We start from the raw sequence: 16145 nt of genomic DNA, 5'->3' as shown, positions 1-16145 counted from the left end.
GAAAATAACACCAAAGAATTTCTTATGCCAGATTGGCACTTGGAAAAAATGAATGGTCTTAACTTAAATTTCTTTATTAAAAGGAAAACTACTTTAAATATCACTTAGAATTTTAAATATAATTAATAAATTTGTAACCAATGTGTAATGTTTACCAAGATGGTTATATGAAAGAATACTTGTCATTATCAGAAGCATCCGAATTAATCGGCAAAAGTAAGGAAACTTTAAGAAGATGGGATAAAGAAGGGATTTTAAATGCAGTTCGAGAACCTGTGTCAAATTATCGTGTTTACAGAAAAGATGATGTTCAAACACTTCTTAAGCCATTATTTGAGGAAAATTTAGAAGATGAAGTTTCCAATTATGAAGCACCAGATAATGAATATTCTGTATTAGAGCTATTTGCAGGGGCAGGTGGATTGGCTGTTGGCATGGAAAAAGCTGGATTGAAATGCGTTGCATTAAATGAAATTGATAAATGGGCCTGCCAAACGTTAAGAAAAAACAGACCCAATTGGAAGGTTTTGGAAGGAGATGTTAAAAACTTTGACTTTAGCGAACTCTATAATAAGGTAGATATTGTTACTGGAGGGTTCCCATGCCAAGCTTTCAGTTATGCTGGAAAAAAATTAGGCTTAAAAGACGCAAGAGGCACATTGTTTTATGAATTCGCAAGAGTTGTAACAGAAGTAAATCCTTCCATTTGTATAGGAGAAAATGTACGCGGACTTCTAAGCCATGATAATGGGAATACTTTGCAAGGCATGATTTCCATTTTAGATGAAATTGGATATAATGTTATTCCAGTTCAAGTTTTAAAAGCTGTTCAATATAGGGTTCCACAAAAACGTGAAAGACTAATCTTAGTAGGTATAAGAAAGGATATTGATATAGAATTTGAATATCCTAAACCACACAAAAAGATTTATAATTTAAAAGATGCCTTGAAAAAAGGAGAGTTATTTAATTCTGATGTTCCTGAATCATCAGGAGCAAAATATCCCGAATACAAAAAGAATGTTTTGGATTTAGTCCCTCCTAAAGGTTATTGGAGAGATTTGCCCGTTGACATTCAAAAAGAGTATATGGGTGGCAGTTATTTCTTGGGCGGTGGTAAAACCGGAATGGCAAGAAGAATTGGTTGGGACGAGCCCTCTTTAACATTGACATGCAGCCCTGCACAAAAACAAACAGAAAGGTGCCATCCTGATGAAACAAGACCTTTTACTGTGAGGGAATATGCTCGTATACAAACTTTCCCGGATGATTGGGAATTTGCTGGATCGGTTGCCCAACAATACAAACAGATTGGCAATGCAGTTCCAGTTAATTTAGCTCAAGAATTAGGGTTTTCGATTGTAAAATTTTTGAATCAATATTACAGCCTGTCAAAACCGAGATAGTAACTATAATTTTCAAAAGTGATTTGGTCAAAAATCGAGCGTTGAGATTCTGAAATCGATTCTTGAATTTCAGTTAAAGCAGAGTTTTCTTGGATTTTATTCTCAGATTTGATGGAACCTAAATAATCGGAAATTGCTATAGGTAGTTTTTTATAAAGTTTAAAAAAGGAATCCTCCTTACCGGTTAATAATGAATAGAATTGATCACCTGAAATTTTATAAACCCGACTATGACTGTATTCCTTTCCATTTATCTCAGCAAACCACTTTTCATTAAAACTCTTCTTTGCTAAAATCTGTACCCAATAGCATTTTGCCAGTTTATAATCATCAGCGTATCTTGCTAGTTTTTGGAACAAGCTTTCCGAAGAGCTACTGTTCATGGTATTATGCTTATTTTTAATGTCCGCAAATAATGTATCATCCTCAGCTTTTATATCAAATCCGCTTAATTCTCCTTTTTCATAGCCGTTAATACCTCCCAACACTTCTTCATGAAATGTACCTATTGAATTATTGATAGATTTATCTATTTGTCTTAATATTTCTGTTTCAATTATTTCTTCTTCATCTAGGTTATTAAATTTTGAATCAAAGATTAGTTTTATGGTATCTACCTTATTTTTATAAAAAGTCTTTTTGGAAATATTTTCTTTCGCCTTCAAATATGAATTATGAAGATTTTCGACACATTTTAATAAATGCTCATCCGCCACAAAATCAAGGTATTTATTTGCCATAGATAATTCTTTGATTTAAAGTTATTAAAATAAATTTACCCCACCATCAAATGCGCCCTAGGATATTTGTGTGTCGTGCTTGTAGCTCTATTGCTGAGGGCTAAAGCAAAGGTCAAAGTACCTACTCTACCAATAAACATTGATAAAATAATGATAATTCTACCGCCAAGTGATAAATCAGCAGTAATCCCAGTACTTAAGCCTACCGTACCGAAAGCTGAAACTTGTTCAAAAATCAATCTTTCCAGCGTAATATCACCATCCGTTATGGTCAAAGCAAAAATAGCCATCAAATTCATAGTTGCGGCAAAGAAAAAGACTGACAAGGCTTTATAAAGTAATTCTTTAGGTATGAATTTTCTATCGATCTCAATTTTAGCCCTATTATTTAAAGTTGCAACCACTGATTTAATCAACAAATAAAAAGTTGAGGTTTTAATCCCTCCACCCACAGAACCTGATGACGCCCCGACAAACATTAAGAAAGAGATTAGCACCAAGGCCGGGATTTTCAAGGCACTAAAGTCCACAGTGTTAAATCCTGCCGTTCTTGCAGTTGCAGATTGAAAAAAGCTGGTGATCAAAGCTTCCATAAAATTCATATCAGCCAAAGTGTTGTCTCTTTCTATAAAATAAAAGGCTATCATGCCTGTGATGAGCAATACTAAGGAAGTATATACTGCTATTTTGGTACTCAATTTCCATTCCTTCCAAGGGTTTCTAAATCTATCCCTAAGATTGGAAAGTGAAAACAAATCCTGAAGTGAAGAAAACCCTATCCCTCCTAAAATCAGAGTTATGGCAATAATAATATGTAAAATATAACTGGTGGCTACTCCTTGTTCAAATAGGCCATTGGTAAATAAACTAAAACCTGCATTACAAAATGCACTGATAGAATGAAAGGCTGAAAAGAAAACCTTCTGCCCCACGGTATTAAAATGAACATCCTGCCCCCAAGAGAAGAATATTAAAACAAAGGCAATAAACTCTACTAAAAAAGTGATAAAAAAGATTTTACTCAATAAGCCTTTGGCGGAGAATAAAGAATCACTTTCAAGGAAATCTTGAAGCATTAGTTGTTGCTTGATCCCTACTCCTGTCTTTAATAGTGAAGCTAAAAAAGAAGCAAATGTAATGATGCCCAAGCCACCAAACTGCATTAAAATCATAATGACAAATTGCCCTTTCAACGAAAAGTAAGTAGCCGTATCTACAACAATCAAACCTGTCACACAACTTGCACTTACCGCAGTAAACAATGCATCCATGAAAGGCATAGTTTCGTTTTCCACTGACATTTCAGGAAACATTAAAACACCAGTCCCAAAAAAGATCAAGATTATAAAACTAATGATAAAGGTTCTGGCAGGTTTCGTTTTGAGTTGAGATAAAATTACACTCGCTTTTACTCCTTCATATGAAATTAAAATAATAAAATAAAAAGCCAGCAAAGTTTGATAGGCGTCCGCATAACTATTGAATTCAAAAAAGTCCTGTAAAAAATATACTATTCTATTATCAAAAGCATAATAACTAATAGAATTTACGAGGATAATGATGACTAATATAAATTCTAGTTTATGAGATTGTAAAAATTCCAGTCTTCTAAAAGAGTAAAGCCATCGAATGAGGAAACTTAAAAAATAAAAAAACAGGATTATATCCAATGCCAGAAACACCTGTTCTAACTCCTCTTTATTTACATCAAATCCAAATTCATATAGTAATATGACCGAAGCAGCTATCCATAAAAACACTTTAACAGAGCGAACCGTGGTGAGGACGGGCTTTTTACTCTTATAAATTGCGTTATTCAGCAATTCAATTATTGTATTTTTAAATCTAGAGATTTTCATTTAATACTTTATACATCATAATATCAGCCCACCATCAAATGCGCTTTAGGATATTTATAATTTTGTGTAGTCTGCCTGCTACTTAATGCAAAAGCAAATGTAAGCGTCCCAACCCTTCCAACAAACATAGAAAGAATTATAACCGTCCTACCAGCAGTAGATAATTCAGAAGTAATACCAGTACTTAAACCTACTGTTCCAAATGCCGAAACTTGTTCAAAAATAATTTGAACGAATGAGAAATTACTATCTGTTAATGTTAAAATAAATACCCCGATCAAATTAATGGAGGCGGCAAAGAAAAAGATAGACAATGCCTTAAACAGTAATTCTTTTGGAATAAATCTTTTGTCAATTTCGATTTTTAACCGCCCCCTAATCGTGGCAAATACCGAAACCAGAATTAAATAAAAAGTAGAAGTTTTAATTCCGCCACCTACTGAGCCCGAGGACGCACCAATAAACATGAGAAATGCCAGCAATATTAGTGTTGGGGTTCTTAAAGCTCCTATATCCACTGTATTGAAACCCGCGGTTCTGGTTACGGATTGAAAAAAGCTAGTAATTATAGCTTCGATAAAGTTCTTGTCTGACAAGATATAATCTCTTTCCAATAGATAAAATACCAACATCCCAAAAACAATTAAGAAAGCAGTGGTGTAAACTGCTACTTTGGTGCTTAAATTCCAATCTTTCCAAGGGTTTTGATAACGGTCTCTTAATCTTTGAATATTAAAAATATCCTGAATAGTAGAAAAACCGATAGTTCCAAATATCATGGAAACAGCTACAACAATATGAAGGATATAACTAGTGGCAACTCCATGTTCGGCCAAGCCATTTGTAAAAAGGCTAAAGCCTGCATTACAGAAAGCACTGACTGCATGAAAAGCCGTAAAAAACAGTTTTTGAGCTTGTGAATTGAAGACCACCCCATCTCCCCAGGTAAAATAAATCAATACAAAGGTGATAAGCTCCAATGAAATGGTGATGAAAATGATTTTCCGCAATAAGCCCTTTGCAGAAAAAAGAGATTCACTGATCAGGTAATCCTGCAAAAACAATTGCTGTTTAATGCCTACTCCGCTTTTCATAATATTAGCAAAAAAGGCCGCAAAAGAGATTATCCCTAGAGCACCAATTTGCACTAACATCATAATTACGATTTGCCCCTTTAGAGTAAAGAAAGTAGCTGTATCTACCACTATCAATCCTGTAACACAACATGCACTCACAGAAGTAAATAAGGCATCCATAAACTTCATCGAACCCTCTTGAACTGTCATGGCGGGCAACATCAGCATTCCTGTTCCGAAAAGTATCAATATAATAAAGCTGACTATGAATGAATGAGAAGGGCTTGCTTTAAGGCGTGAAAATATATCAGATGCGTTGACCAGTTCATAAAGAATCAGGATAATGAAGAAGAAAGTGATTAAGGCCAAATAAGCATCTTCGTAGCTTTCAAACTCAAAATTCTCGATAAAAAAACCCATTATCTTATTATCGAGAAAAAGGTGACTGATGGTATTAACGATGATAATCAATACCAAAAAAGTCTCTAATTTATTATTTTTAATAAATTCGGTACGTCTAAACTCATAAAGTAAACGAATAAGAAAAGTGCTGAAATAAATGATAAGCACTACATCCAAACCCAAGAAAACTTGCTCTAATTCATCCTGTTCGGTTTCAAAACCAAAAACATATAAAAGAAGAATAGTTGCGGTAAGCCAAATAAATGCTTTTAAAGAAACCAGTGTATTCAAAACTTGCGTTCTGCTACTGTAAAGCAAGTTATTCAGCCATTCTGCAAAAGCATTTTTGAGTTTTGAAAATTTCATTCCGTAAGAAACACTTGGCTTTTAAGTTTAATGCCTCAATTTATAACTGTAAATTATGCTTTATTGCCTCTACTTCCAACTTTTTGGCATCAATTGGCACTACACCTAATTCTTCGCATACAATTCCTCCTCCTAAATTTGATAATGTGGCTACAAAACCTGCCTTTAAATTCAAGGCCATGCAAAGAGCTGCAATGCTAATTACTGTATCACCCGCTCCCGAAACATCCGAAATACTTCTTTTGTAAGCCGGAATCAAAAAATCCTCTTGTTCGGATTGTATATAAACTCCTTTTTCCGATAAAGTAGTCATCACCATTTTGCATGATAGGCGTTCTCGAAGTAATTGAGTTTGTGATTTTAACACTTCCTGATTTGAATGCTCAAAATTCACATTCATCCCCTCTTTCAATTCTTTCAGATTAGGTTTAAATAAATCCACTCCTTTGTAATAAAAGAAGTTATTTTTCTTAGGATCTACCACTACTGGTTTACCTAACTCCTGAGCTCTTTCAACAGTATCTTGAATAATTTGAGCATTGATGGTGCCTTTATCGTAATCCTCAAAAACCACTACATCCACTTCTGGTATCAGCTCCAAAATTTTTTGCGATAGTAAATTTTCTTCTGAAGAGTTTAGGGGCTCAAGGCTTTCCGAATCAACCCTTAAAAGATGTTGAGAACCTGACAAAACCCGCTCTTTAATGGTGGTTATTCTGTCTTTGCTTCGAATAATCCCTTTAGCTGTAATATTTCTTTTCTCTAGTAAATCTTCAAAAATATTGGCTTCCTCGTCATCTCCTAAAACCGCACATAAAATGGGTTCTGCACCTAATGATTGAAGATTTAGGGCAACATTGGCCGCCCCACCCATTCTTTTTTCACGGTTTTTCACATTTACGACTGGCACGGGTGCTTCAGGAGAAATCCTGGAAACAGTGCCCCAGATATAAGCATCAATCATTACATCACCGATGACTAATACTTTTAGCTTTTGAAATGCTTTAAAAAGATCAGGAATGCTTTCAATAGCCATATGCAAATATTAAGTGTGAAATTATTTCCCTTTCGCCTAATTTAATTTTAATAATAAAACCTGTCAGGTTTGTTCTATTCAATATTCTCATTACGTTCCAATATTGATACATGATACATGTCCAAATTTAAACCTGACAGGTTTTCCATAAAATAGGATTAATTATTTTAATTCTGCCAATACTTTTTTCAATCGAGCCATTGCTTCTTTCAATTCATCATCGGAAGCCGCATAAGAAATCCTTATACAATTAGGGGCGCCAAAGGCTGTTCCCGTCACCACTGAAACATTGGCTTTCTTCAGAATGTAAATTGCCAATTCATCAGCATTTTTCACTTTAGTTTCTCCATCAGATTTTCCAAAGAAATTGCTGATATCAGGGAAAATATAAAAAGCTCCTTTAGGCACATTGGTTACAACACCCGGAATATCTTTTAGCAAATCCAATACCATATCTCTTCTTTTGTGATAGGTTTTGGTCATTTCAAATGTCGGCTTCAAATCTTCAGTAATAGCAGCCAAGGCCGCTCTTTGTGCAATAGAAGAATTACCTGAAGTAATTTGCCCTTGGATTTTAGTGGCCGCTTTTGCTATTGGCAATGGAGCAGAAATATAGCCTACTCTCCAACCCGTCATGGCAAATCCTTTTGAAAATCCATTGATAGTGATGGTTCTTTCCGCCATACCCGGCAAAGAACCCATGCTTACATGACCTTCAGTTCCGAAGTTGATGTGTTCATAAATTTCATCAGACATTACAACTATATCATCATACTGTCTTAATACCATCGCCAGTTTCTCCAATTCCTCTTTAGAAAAAACACTTCCTGTAGGGTTACAAGGAGAGGAATATAGGACTGCTTTAGTATTGTTGGTGATGGCATCTTTTAATTGCTCAGCAGTAGGTTTGAAATCATTTTCTAGAGTTCCGGTTACATAAACGGGGGTTGCTCCTGCCAATTTTACCAACTCCGTATAGCTCACCCAAAATGGAGCAAATACGATCACCTCATCACCTGGGTTCAACATGGATAACATAAGATTAGCAATGGACTGCTTTGCACCATTTGAAACTACTATTTGCTCAGGAGAACTAGGAATACCATTTTCCTTTTCCAATTTTTCAGCTATCGCTTCACGTAAATCTTGATATCCAGAAACTGGTGGGTACGCAAAATATTTTTCACTATCAATTGCCTTCTTGGCCGCTTCTTGAATATGTTTTGGTGTTTTAAAGTCTGGTTCTCCCAAACTCAAACTGATAATATCAATCCCTTGAGATTTTAATTCTCTCGCTTTAGCTGCCATAGCTAAGGTTGCGGATTCAGACATATTCTTGATGCGATTGCTTATTGGATAGTTCATATTATTTTCGTTATTACTTTATACAGTTATTATCATAGCATATTGCCATTTCACTACCTATTTCATTCATTTTTCAATTCAGCGCTAAAATTAAGTAATTAGCTAATGATGTGCTAATTTTTCAATTGACAAAATATTTTTTCAATTGTTAGTTGACAATTAATGTTTGCTAGGTATGAGCTGGGCTTGGATAATATAAGGTCGTTCCTACGGAACTTAAGAAAGTGCTATAATTTGTTTTACTATATGGTCGTCCCTCTGGGACTTTAAACTGACACTCTCCTTTAAGGTCTTTTATCTTCAAGTTTCTGTGAGTTTTTATAGCCTGTCAATGCATAAGTTTAGATAAAACTATCTATACGAGAAGGCAGTCAATGCATTTTTATTACCAAGGTGGATACTATAAGATCGTTCCTACGGAACTTAAGAAAGTGTATTGATTAGAGTTACCATATGCTCGTCCCTATGGGACTCATAAATACCTCATTAAATTTTAGTTTATTATTATGAAATCAGATATTTAGTGAAATAATATTGATAGCCTCTTTTTTAGCCCCAGAGGGGCTATATTATGGTAATTATCACCTGAAAACTGCTTCTCCAAGCTCCGTAGGAGCGACCTTAATTCATCAGTTTTTTAATAAAAAATAGCCTGCAATTCATAAATCACAAGCTATTTCATCACTAATTAATCTTTACTTTCAAGAAGCATCACCTTCTTTTAAAGTAACAGTTCTTTCCACAGGATTAAATGGGCTAGGAATTAACTCTCCTTTTGCATCTAATAATTCTAATTTAATAGTCATTTCACCCATTTCAGCCCCTTCAATAAAATAAGGCTGCCATTTATCGAGCATAAATTCTTCTCCATTAATGGTTGCTCTAACTTTATTTCCTTCTTCGGAAAGTTCCGTATTCAACAAATAAAAATCTAACAATACTTTCTGAGCATCTTTCCCAGTATAAGTCCCTTTCGGACGGCTATAAAACATGTGGGGGTCTGATAAATCAGCAATTTCCTGACCGCTTGGTTCTTTGCCGACTGTAAACTGACGAACATTGGCTGCTCCATAACTCTTTACACTTTCGTGATAAGAACGAGATAAGAAAGATAGCGCTACATAATGACCTTCTTCTAAATCTTTGGTGAATTCCGATTCGTAATGTGCTGAATACGGTTGGTTATTCAATATCAAGTGAATATGTTGACCTTTCGGTGAATTGGCACAATTTTTCACATCGGCATCAATAGTTTGAGTCGCCAACTCATAATTTTTTACATTGTAAGAAAACTTAACAGCACCGGGCTCCAAATTTGTTTCGTTTTCCATAGGACTTAACATCTCCAACATGGAATCATCAAATTCTGGGGATTCTACCGGTGTCAAACTAATAGAAGAAACTGATTCTTCTGTTTTTTCTTCCATTGATTTATCTTCTGTTTCAGCTTTTTCTTCTTTATTTCCGGTGCTACAAGCAAAAATTGCTGCCATCGCAAATAAAATACTAAATCTTATCGTGGCTTTTTTCATGGTTTTATGTTTTTTGTTTTATTTTACTTTAATAAAGTGTACTAAGGTAGTGTGAATATGTTACACTATCAACTCAATAAACCTCGATACTGTTATGAGCAAAAAATTATATAATGAAATCCCTTCCTTAAATCTGGAAGATTTCACCAACGGAACTGCAGAGACAAAAGCCCAATTTGTAAAAGAATTAGGTGAAGCTTACAACAATATAGGGTTCGTTGCTATAAAAGGACATTATTTAAGTGATGATTTAAGCCAGAAACTTTATGCAGCTGTTGAGAAATTCTTCAATTTAAGCACAGAGCAGAAGAAAGCTTACGAAAAAGAAGAGTTAGCCGGACAAAGAGGCTATACAAGCAAGGGAAAAGAACAGGCAAAAGGACATAAAGTGCCCGATCTGAAAGAATTCTATCAAGTAGGACAATTTGTACCTGATGGTCATGAGCTGAAAAAAGAATATCCTGATAATCTGTGGCCTTCGGAGGTGCCTGAATTAGCAGAATTAGCTCAAGATGCCTATCAGAAACTTGAAAAAACAGGTTTTGAAATGCTAAGAGCTATTGCGCTATATTTAGGCTTGGACGAAAATTATTTCGATTCTGAAGTAACTTACGGCAATAGTATTTTGCGAGCAATACATTATCCTCCAATTGAAAAACCAGAAGATTTGCCCGCAGATGCTGTAAGAGCTGCCCAACACGGAGATATTAATTTGATTACGCTCTTGATGGGAGCAAGTGCTGATGGTTTACAAGTACTCAGAAGAGATGGTGAATGGATTCCAATTACGGCTTTACCTAATCAATTGGTTGTGAATGTAGGTGATATGTTGGCAAGATTGACCAATGACAAATTGAAATCTACAATACACAGGGTGGTGAATCCGGCTAAAGAGCAAATGAAGTCTTCTCGATACAGTATTCCATTTTTTATGCATCCTAAATCGAGTATGGACTTAACTTGTTTAGATAGTTGCGTAGATACAGATAACCCTAAAAAATATGAAGATATGTCAGCAGGAGAGTTTTTAGCGGAAAGATTAGCAGAAATTGGGTTGCTGAAAAAATAATTAGTGGTTCGAAATATCCGATACCTGATCTATTTAAAGGATATTTTTATCCTGTCTCTCACCACTTTTGGGGGTGCTACTGCTCATTTTGCGTTTTTTTTAGACCATTTGGTTTATAAAAGAGGTTATTTAACCGAAAAAGAATTGATAGAAATGAATGCCTTGTGTCAAATGTTGCCAGGGCCTTCTTCTACTCAAATCTTAACTGGTTTAGCGGTAAAAATTGGAGGAGCACCTTTTGCCTTTTTAACCTTGTTTGTTTGGTCTATTCCGGGAGTTGCATTAATGACTGGCTTCGGAATATTAATGTCCAACATTGATGAGAAAGAATTATCAACACACTTTCTGACCTTTGTGCAGCCCATTGCAGTCGGATTCGTAGCTACTGCAGCTTATAGGATTGTTAAAAAAGTAATTCACACTAAAACCAGTGTCATTTTATTAGTTATATCTGCTGCTATTTCAGTTTGGATTAATTCTCCATATTTATTTCCAGCTTTAATCCTTGCAGGTGGGTTCATTACTGCTTTCAAATACAAATCTCAACCTATTGAGGAAAAAGAAAAAATCAAAATCAGATGGACTGCTTTGATCATCTGGATTAGTGTTTTGATTTTAATTGCCCTCATTGGTCTATTCACACAATCTTTACCCATTCGTCTTTTAGAGAACTTCTACAGGAACGGAAGTTTGATATTTGGCGGAGGCCAGGTATTGATTCCATTTCTCTATACAGAATTTGTTGACTTTAAAGACTACTTATCATCTTCAGAATTTCTAAGTGGATTTGCTATTGCTCAGGCAATTCCTGGCCCTACTTTCTCATTTGCCAGTTATATAGGCGCACTTTCTATGCGGGAATATGGCGTTTGGGGTGAAATTTTAGGTGGGTTTTTAGCTGCGGTGGGAATATTTGTGCCCGGTACTTTAATGATGATTTTCTTAATTAGGTTTTGGGATCAACTGAAAAAATTTAGAATTATAAAGGCTTCTTTGGAAGGTATTACGGCTGTCAGTTCTGGGATGGTGGTAGCGGCCATTTTTCTGCTTTTTGAACCTGTGCAAACTACCATGCTGAATTTCAGTTTAATTATTGGTACGGTGGCTATCCTACTTTTTACTAAGATTCCAGCTCCTTATGTGGTTTTGATAGGCTTGTTAGCTGGGTTTTTGTTGGGGTAGGTGATTGAATCAATGTCGCTTTACAAAAAAAATATTGATTTATTTCATCAGTAAGGAAATACTCAGGATGACAAAATTATGTAAAGCATGAACCAAAAAAGAATACCTAAAACCTATCCTATAGTTAATATAACCATAAAAATACCCCTTGATAGAATAAGGCAAAAGTATAATTAAGTAGCCCAATATATTAGTTTGCTTCCCAGTTACATTAAGATGAAGTAATGCAAACAGAATACTGGAAATAATAATTAGTAGATAAATAGGAGGTAATTCAAAGCTTTCAGGCATTAACTTAAATAACAGATAAGCTAAAAGCAATCCAAAAGAAATAAAGAAGATAACAAATGATAAATCGAAATTAATGGGAACCAGTTTATTAAATTCGGTTAAGACTAATAAAATTAATATAAAGAAAAACCCTAAGCCCAAGAAGAATCGCTTTGTGTTCTTTACTAACCATAATCTAAAAGACAATTCCTCTACCAAAGGATAGATAATTACAGAAGTTAATAAAACGTATAAAATTCTTTCTAAAGATTCCGCATTTGCCAAACTATCTGTTACATGGTGATGATAACTTTCATATAAGCCAAAGTCAGCTGCAATTATTTTAAAAATGGAGAAAATAACTATAACCAATAAACCTAAGCCATATATTCTTAATGAGACCTTAAGCTTGCTATCGGTTGCTGCAAGGGGTTGAAGTTGAATTATTTTCTTAAGTAGTTTCAATACTTAATTAGCATCTAAATCTTTATGATCACTATTAATCAGTTCTAATTCCTCCGGACTGAGTGAGACATGAGAGGCATTTTTCCAGAACTCTGTTTGAAAGTCAGTTCCATTTTTAGCAATAGATTTTTTTCGATATCTATCACCCCAACTAATGCTCTCTTGATTTTCGGATGGTTTTAGGATACTTAGGTCATTGATAAAAGTATTGGTTTGATCTATTTTCTTATCATTATAAATTCTCATCGAAATATTCATTCTCACGTAATCTAGAATTATCTCATCCTCATAGTACCTATATTTTATTGAAACTTTGTTCTGTAAAACTTTTGCCTTCATAACTAACATATTAACTTCTTTGGAATTTTTAATTGAAAGAGGATGGTATTGAAACTGGATAAAAGAAATAGTAGAGTCTTTTTTCTCAACTAGAATTTTACCAACTTTACAAACATCTTGTTCAGGATTTTTAGGGCTAATCTTTATTGTAATTAAAGGACTTCCATCAGAAATTGAATAATTATAGTTTTTGTAATTATTTGGATTTAAAAAACTACTGACCTTACTTGGGTCTTTGTAAGCCAGTGCACTTTCAAAACCTATAGGTGCTACTAGAGATAAATCAATTTCTTCACTCGTCTCTAAATTTACAGCTCTACTTTCCAGTAAGCTGGCATCTATATTTATATCATCTCTTTTATCCTCTAAATAAAACTGCATAGAAGCATCTGCAAATGAGATGTACTTTTCATTCTCTAAAGTAAATTCTTTATAGTAACCGTCATACTTAACTGGAAACTTTAATTTCGCCTGAGTATTGGCTACAATATCTTCTAAAAATTGCTCCACAGTCTTTTCTGCATAAACAACCACCTCATCTAACATAAAATCTTGTTGCTTGATGTTTAAGGTATCTTTTAAGTCTTTGGAAAAGCTGAAAGTTGTAGTTTCATAATTCACATGATGGACGAAAAGAGAATCATCGCTTTGCCATGATGGTGGGAGTTCAAATAATCCGTTACTATTACTGATAGCACTTTCCTTTGCCTGGTTTTGATGTAAGATCAATGCGCTTTCAACAGGCTGGCTATTCTCTTCATCCCATAAAACAAGGGATTTATTTTGACTAGTTGCTTTTTGAGCTAAAACTGAAAGGAAAATTATTAATATTATTGAAATTGGTTTCATTTGGGTTGATAGTTGGTTTATAAAGTTCAGAGAATAAACTTATAAATGTTTAGATTATTATTATGGTAAGTTATTTTCTGCATTATCATTTAAATAATTCAAATAAGCATCATTTTCACTCACTTCATAACTTACATTTGCTCCATGAGCAATCGGCATATTCTCCTCCCTATGCCCAAAAGGAAAATTAAAGCCAATCGGAAAATTATGTTCTTCACAATGGCTCAAAATAATTTCCTCTACTGACTGACCATAAATAGATTTGTCTTCAGATATATTTGTGAATTGCCCTACTACCAATCCAGCTAAGTCTTTCAATTTACCTGCTCTTTTTAATTGCAATAGCATTCTATCGATATGGTATAGAGGTTCTGCTACTTCCTCTATAAAAAGAATTTTACCTGCATAATCTAATTCTGTTTGTGTGGCAATTTGATGAACCAATAAGGATAAGTTTCCTCCTATTAACTGACCACTAGCTTTTCCTGCTTTATTAAAAGTGCTAGTAGCTTTTAAGCTTTTAATATTTCCAGATAAAAATTCAATTAATTTTTTCTGATAATCTCCTGAAAGTTTTGGCAAACCTTGTAGAACACTGGCGTGCAATGAGCAATACCCATTTTGAAATGCTGCGTGCAGGAGAGCTGTGATATCACTAAAACCAATTATCCATTTAGGATGTTTCTTAAACCTTGTCCAATCCAAAGCATCAATTATGTGAGTAATACCGAAGCCACCTCTAGCACAATAAATAGCTTTTGCTTCTTTGTGGTCTAGGGCGAACTGTAAATCGGATAGTCTTTCATGATGTTTAGCACCGAATTTAAAATGAGCATTAAAGATATTGGGGGCAAACTCAATTTTGAAACCTGCTTCTTCTAATATTTTAGCTCCCTTTAAAACTGCATCTTTATCTATCACTCCTGAGGGGCTAATAACTATTATCAAATCATTTTTACCAAGAAAAGGCGGGTGTTTGCTCATATTTAGGAAATAAAAAAGCCCTGAATAAATTCAGGGCTAATTTCAATAAATTTCTGTTAAATAGAAATTTTATATGTTCAATAATGATTACTCATCAGTTGCAGAAGCATCTGGTGCTTCAACGCCTAATTTGTTCAATACTAATTCAGAAATATCACCAGCATCTTCATCGGATATATATAATAAAGCTTCTGCTCTTAGAACATGAGTATAACCATTTTCTGCTGCCACTTTATCGATTGCACCTTGGATTTTCTCGTATAGCGGCTGATACAATTCCTGTTGCTTACGGGCTATAGACTGCTCAGCATCTTGCTGAAACTTTTGCAATGATTGCTGTAAACCTTGCAATTCTTGCTCTTTCTCTGCTCTAACTTGCTCAGTCATTGTAGGAGCATTTTGCTGATATTCTGCAACTTGGGCTTGAAAATCCTGATACTTTTGCTGGATAGAATTTGAAAATTGCTTTTCATATGCTTCAACTTGAGATTGTACCTCTTTAGATTCTGGCATTAAGCTCAAAACATAATCAGCATTTGTAAATCCTATTTTCGTTTCTTGGGCACTAGCTGTATAAAATAAACCCAATGCTAAAATTAATAATAATCCCTTTTTCATCTGTATACTTTTAATTTTTAATGGTCAAATGGAACCTTCTGCAACAAAAATAATCAGTTTTGTTTTATCAAATGATTATTTAAGTCGTGTGGGTTTCATCGTAATTTTCACTTTATTAATTCTTATTTAAATCGTTTTCGTCAATTAATCCTAATTCTTCTAGAACCAAATCCGTATAATCATGGACAGGATCAGTATAAATCATGATAAGCTCACCCGCTTTATCAAATACTATTTGCAATCTTTCTTTTTTGGCTACAATTTCTACTGCCTCAAATACTTTATCCTGAACTGGTTTAATTAATTCCTTTTTCTTTAAAAAAAGTAAGCCATTAAACCCGAATACTTTATTTTGATACTCTTCAACTTCCTTCTCTTTCTCCTCAATATCAGCCAATCGTTCTTCTTTTAATTCCTTTGTAAGTAAAACTTCTTCAGCCTTTAACTCTGCGTATTTAGATTCTATTTCTTTACGCATTTGTTTGATTTCATTTTGCCAAGCCGAAGTTAAAGCATCAATTTCTTGTTTTGCTTCACTATACTCGGGCATCTTACTTAAAATGAATTTAGAATCAACGTATCCAAAT

14 protein-coding genes are annotated in these 16145 nt (G+C 34.3%); 3 read left to right on the top strand and 11 right to left on the bottom strand.

Going from position 1 to position 16145, the window contains the following annotated elements; all coding sequences use genetic code 11:
• The first annotated feature begins 140 nt into the window (after positions 1–140).
• Entirely contained in the window at positions 141–1406 is a 1266-nt protein-coding gene (gene dcm, locus ABWH96_RS04615; protein WP_375580324.1) for a DNA (cytosine-5-)-methyltransferase, read from the top strand.
• Here dcm and ABWH96_RS04610 read toward each other — a convergent pair.
• From ABWH96_RS04610 to ABWH96_RS04585, 6 genes are all read right to left on the bottom strand, one after another.
• The gene (locus tag ABWH96_RS04610; protein ID WP_375580323.1) at positions 1382–2146 is read right to left on the bottom strand and encodes an Eco47II family restriction endonuclease; all 765 of its coding nucleotides are present in this window, start codon (positions 2144–2146) and stop codon (positions 1382–1384) included. The two genes, dcm and ABWH96_RS04610, sit on opposite strands and share 25 nt — an antisense overlap.
• 35 nt (positions 2147–2181) lie before the next feature.
• Positions 2182–4005 (bottom strand): TrkH family potassium uptake protein, encoded by a 1824-nt coding sequence (locus tag ABWH96_RS04605; RefSeq protein WP_013453897.1) that lies wholly within the window; start codon positions 4003–4005, stop codon positions 2182–2184.
• A gap of 23 nt (positions 4006–4028) precedes the next feature.
• The gene (locus ABWH96_RS04600; RefSeq protein ID WP_375580322.1) at positions 4029–5849 is read right to left on the bottom strand and encodes a TrkH family potassium uptake protein; all 1821 of its coding nucleotides are present in this window, start codon (positions 5847–5849) and stop codon (positions 4029–4031) included.
• A gap of 40 nt (positions 5850–5889) precedes the next feature.
• Positions 5890–6885 (bottom strand): bifunctional heptose 7-phosphate kinase/heptose 1-phosphate adenyltransferase, encoded by a 996-nt coding sequence (locus ABWH96_RS04595; protein ID WP_375580321.1) that lies wholly within the window; start codon positions 6883–6885, stop codon positions 5890–5892.
• 162 nt (positions 6886–7047) lie between these two features.
• Positions 7048–8250, bottom strand: coding sequence for a pyridoxal phosphate-dependent aminotransferase (locus ABWH96_RS04590; protein WP_375580320.1), 1203 nt, complete (start codon positions 8248–8250; stop codon positions 7048–7050).
• Between the two features lie 701 nt (positions 8251–8951).
• Positions 8952–9782, bottom strand: coding sequence for a phosphopeptide-binding protein (locus ABWH96_RS04585; protein WP_375580319.1), 831 nt, complete (start codon positions 9780–9782; stop codon positions 8952–8954).
• A gap of 94 nt (positions 9783–9876) precedes the next feature.
• Here ABWH96_RS04585 and ABWH96_RS04580 point away from each other — a divergent pair, with 94 nt between their 5' ends.
• Positions 9877–10851 carry an isopenicillin N synthase family dioxygenase gene (locus ABWH96_RS04580; protein WP_375580318.1) on the top strand — a complete coding sequence of 325 codons (975 nt, stop codon included), beginning with the start codon at positions 9877–9879 and terminating at the stop codon, positions 10849–10851.
• A 3-nt stretch (positions 10852–10854) separates the two neighbouring features.
• A complete protein-coding gene (gene chrA / locus ABWH96_RS04575) occupies positions 10855–12033 on the top strand; it encodes a chromate efflux transporter (RefSeq protein WP_375580317.1) in 1179 nt (392 codons plus the stop codon).
• 39 nt (positions 12034–12072) lie between these two features.
• On the opposite strand, the gene ABWH96_RS04570 is transcribed toward chrA, so the two are convergent.
• The 5 genes from ABWH96_RS04570 to ABWH96_RS04550 form a co-directional block, all read right to left on the bottom strand.
• Positions 12073–12768 (bottom strand): type II CAAX prenyl endopeptidase Rce1 family protein, encoded by a 696-nt coding sequence (locus tag ABWH96_RS04570; protein ID WP_375580316.1) that lies wholly within the window; start codon positions 12766–12768, stop codon positions 12073–12075.
• 3 nt (positions 12769–12771) lie between these two features.
• Positions 12772–13956, bottom strand: coding sequence for a hypothetical protein (locus ABWH96_RS04565; protein ID WP_375580315.1), 1185 nt, complete (start codon positions 13954–13956; stop codon positions 12772–12774).
• Positions 13957–14016: 60 nt separating this feature from the next.
• Complete coding sequence (locus ABWH96_RS04560; protein ID WP_375580314.1) at positions 14017–14940, bottom strand: LD-carboxypeptidase; 924 nt, start codon at positions 14938–14940, stop codon at positions 14017–14019.
• 87 nt (positions 14941–15027) lie between these two features.
• Positions 15028–15558: an OmpH family outer membrane protein gene (locus ABWH96_RS04555; RefSeq protein WP_375580313.1), complete on the bottom strand. Its 531-nt coding sequence runs from the start codon at positions 15556–15558 to the stop codon at positions 15028–15030.
• Positions 15559–15673: 115 nt separating this feature from the next.
• Positions 15674–16108 (bottom strand): OmpH family outer membrane protein, encoded by a 435-nt coding sequence (locus tag ABWH96_RS04550; protein WP_375580312.1) that lies wholly within the window; start codon positions 16106–16108, stop codon positions 15674–15676.
• Positions 16109–16145 lie beyond the last annotated feature (37 nt).

Origin of the sequence: Marivirga tractuosa (assembly GCF_042140215.1) — a bacterium.
Taxonomy (GTDB): Bacteria; Bacteroidota; Bacteroidia; order Cytophagales; family Cyclobacteriaceae; genus Marivirga; species Marivirga tractuosa_A.
Note: the sequence above shows the minus strand (reverse complement) of the source record. Positions and strands in the feature narration are given on the sequence as shown.